The sequence below is a fragment of the Pseudonocardia sp. SID8383 genome (genome assembly GCF_009864975.1).
Classification (GTDB): domain Bacteria; phylum Actinomycetota; class Actinomycetes; order Mycobacteriales; family Pseudonocardiaceae; genus Pseudonocardia; species Pseudonocardia alni.
The window spans coordinates 1-2,507 of the sequence record NZ_WWFY01001222.1 but is presented as its reverse complement, the minus strand read 5'-3'; the positions used below and the strand labels follow the sequence as shown (position 1 = coordinate 2,507).

At 77.7% G+C, this 2,507-nt stretch carries 3 protein-coding genes; 1 reads left to right on the top strand and 2 read right to left on the bottom strand.

The annotated features are described in order from the left end of the window. Positions 1–1,312: UvrD-helicase domain-containing protein (locus tag GTW08_RS29860; RefSeq protein ID WP_161152855.1), on the bottom strand; the 1,312-nt coding region annotated here is incomplete at its 3' end. 44 nt (positions 1,313–1,356) lie between these two features. Between GTW08_RS29860 and GTW08_RS29855 the strand changes: the two genes are divergently transcribed. Continuing rightward, positions 1,357–1,638 carry an MGMT family protein gene (locus tag GTW08_RS29855; protein ID WP_073578330.1) on the top strand — a complete coding sequence of 94 codons (282 nt, stop codon included), beginning with the start codon at positions 1,357–1,359 and terminating at the stop codon, positions 1,636–1,638. 324 nt (positions 1,639–1,962) lie between these two features. Here the strand turns inward: GTW08_RS29855 and GTW08_RS29850 are convergent. Next, positions 1,963–2,507 (bottom strand): methyltransferase (locus GTW08_RS29850; RefSeq protein ID WP_161152854.1); only part of this gene is annotated, 545 nt, incomplete at its 5' end.

Genomic DNA, 2,507 nt, shown 5'->3' with positions numbered 1-2,507 from the left:
CCATGTCCGACCACGGCACCCCGTCGACGAGGTGTGCGCGCCGCAGCCGGTCGGCGATCCAGCCGGCCTCCGCGGAGGGCGACCCGAACACCCGGACCTGCAGGGACTCCCCCACCCCGGCGCCCGCCGCATCCGGCACGGCGTCGGGCACCGGTTCCGGTACCGCGTCCGGGATCGGGTCCGGCACCGCGTGGTCCCCCGGGGCGGGCCCGGGACCGCGACGGGTGCGGGTCACCCCGGCACCGGGCAGCTTCTCGGCCACCCGCAGCCCGGCCGCGCGGACCCCCGGCTGCTGGCGGTGGTCGACGGTGAGGACCTCGGTGGGCGCGTCGAGCACCGTCAGGCCCTGCGGGTCCGCACCACGGAAGGTCAGGACCGCCTGGTCGGGGTCGCCCGCGAGCAGCGTGGACCCCGCGTGCTCGGCCAGCGCCGCGACCAGCTCCATCTGCTGCGGGTCGAGGTCCTGCGCGTCGTCCACCAGGAGGTGACGGACCCGGCGCCGCTCCTGCTCCCGCAGGTCCGGGTCCGCGGCCAGGGTGTCCAGCGCGGCGGCGACCAGCTCGGCGGAGTCCAGCGCCGGGGCCGTCGCCTGTGGCGCGCCCCGCCCCGCCGCCCCGCGGAGCAGCGTGACCTCCTCGTAGGTGCGGAAGAACCGGGCCGCGGCGACCCACTCCTCGCGCCCGTGCTCGCGCCCCAGCTCGGCCAGCTCGCGTGGCCCCAGTCCGCGCTCGGCCGCCCGCAGGAGCAGCTCCCGCAGCTCCGCGGCGAACCCGGGCAGCCCGAGGGCCGGGTCGAGCCGCTCCGGCCAGCCCGAGCCGGGGACGGTGCCGCCCCAGCCGTCGATCTCCCCGGCGAGCAGCTCGCGGACCACCACGTCCTGCTCGGCCGAGGCCAGCAGCCGCGGGGGCGGGTCCTCGTAGCGCGCGGCGTGCAGCCGCAACACCCCGAACGCGTAGGAGTGCACCGTCCGCACCAGCAGCTCGCGGGTGGTGCGCACCCCGAAGTCCCCGGCGAGCTCACCCCCTCCCGCGGTCAGCAGCGACGTGAGCCGGCCACGCAGCTCCTCCGCGGCCCGGCGGCTGCCCACCAGCAGCAGCACCGACCCCGGCGGCTCCCCGGCCCGGATGCGGCGGACGACCGCGTCGAGCAGCAGGCTCGTCTTGCCCGTGCCCGGGCCGCCCAGCACCCGCAGCGCGCCGCGCTCGTGCGCGAGCACCCGCGAGGCGGCACCGGTCCACTCCCGCACGGGAGCGGGCCGGGGGTCCGCACGCACCAGGCGCGGCGACGCCTGCTCGGGGGCTGTTCGGCTCATGGGGCGATGAGACCACGGGGCACCGACAGCGTCAGACTGCAGGCGTGGACTCCGAGACCCTGGAACGGGTGCGCGAGGTCGTCCGGTCGATCCCGCCCGGGCAGACCCTCAGCTACGGCGAGGTGGCCGAGCTGGCCGGGATCCGCTCGGCGCGCCTGGTCGGCCGGATCCTCGCCGAGGACGGCCACGACCTGCCGTGGCACCGGGTGCTGCGCTCCGACGGGCGCTCGGCCCCGCACATCGCCGCCGAGCAGGCGGCCCGGCTGCGGGCCGAGGGGATCCTGATGGTCGACGGCCGGCTGCCCCGCGAGCACCGCAGACGCTGAGCCGGTCCTCGGCCTCGCGGAGCTGCCGCGCCTGCTCGACGCCGTCGCGACCGAGGGCTCCGGATCCCGCTGCGGGTGGCGGAGCTGGGCGACGTGGAGCGGGCCTGGACCGCGGACGCTCCCGGACGTCTGGTGGTCACGACAGCCTGAGCGCTCTGCTCACCATGACGCAGCACGTGGCCCGCCGCCCGATCGAGGCGCACGTTCTCGCCCTCGCCGGGGCGGGAACGTGTATCTCGATGCGCCGGGCCGAGCGACGTCATGAGGCTCGACGGGGCTGCCGGGGGCTGCTGCGTATCGGTGAGCAGAGCAAAGGGCGGCCGATCAGGGCGCCGCGCGACCTTCCACCCAGGTCGCGTCGCGGTCCTGGTCGTGCCCGATGTGCGCGACGAGACCGTGCCCGCCGAACACCTCCGCCAGCACCGGAGCCTGGGCCGTGCCCGTCTCGATCAGCAGCGCCCCGCCCGGCGCGAGCCACTCCCCCGCCCCCGCGGCCACCCGGCGGGCCGGGTCGAGGCCGTCGCGGCCGCCGTCGAGTGCGGTACGGGGCTCGTGGTCGCGGGCCTCCGGGGGCATCGAGCCGATCGCGCCGCTGGGCACGTAGGGGGTGTTCGCGACGAGCACGTCGACGCGTCCCCGCAGCCCGGTGGGCAGCGCGGCGAACAGATCACCGGTGTGCACCGTCCCCACCCCGGCCAGGTTCTCCGCGGCACAGACGGTCGCGACCGGGTCGGCGTCGGCGGCGTGGAGGTCGACGGCGGCCCGGCGCGCGACGGCGAGCCCGAGCGCCCCGCAGCCGCAGCACAGGTCGACCACGAGCGGGCGCCCGGGATGCGCGGATCCCGGCAGCGCGGCGACGGCCGCGTGCA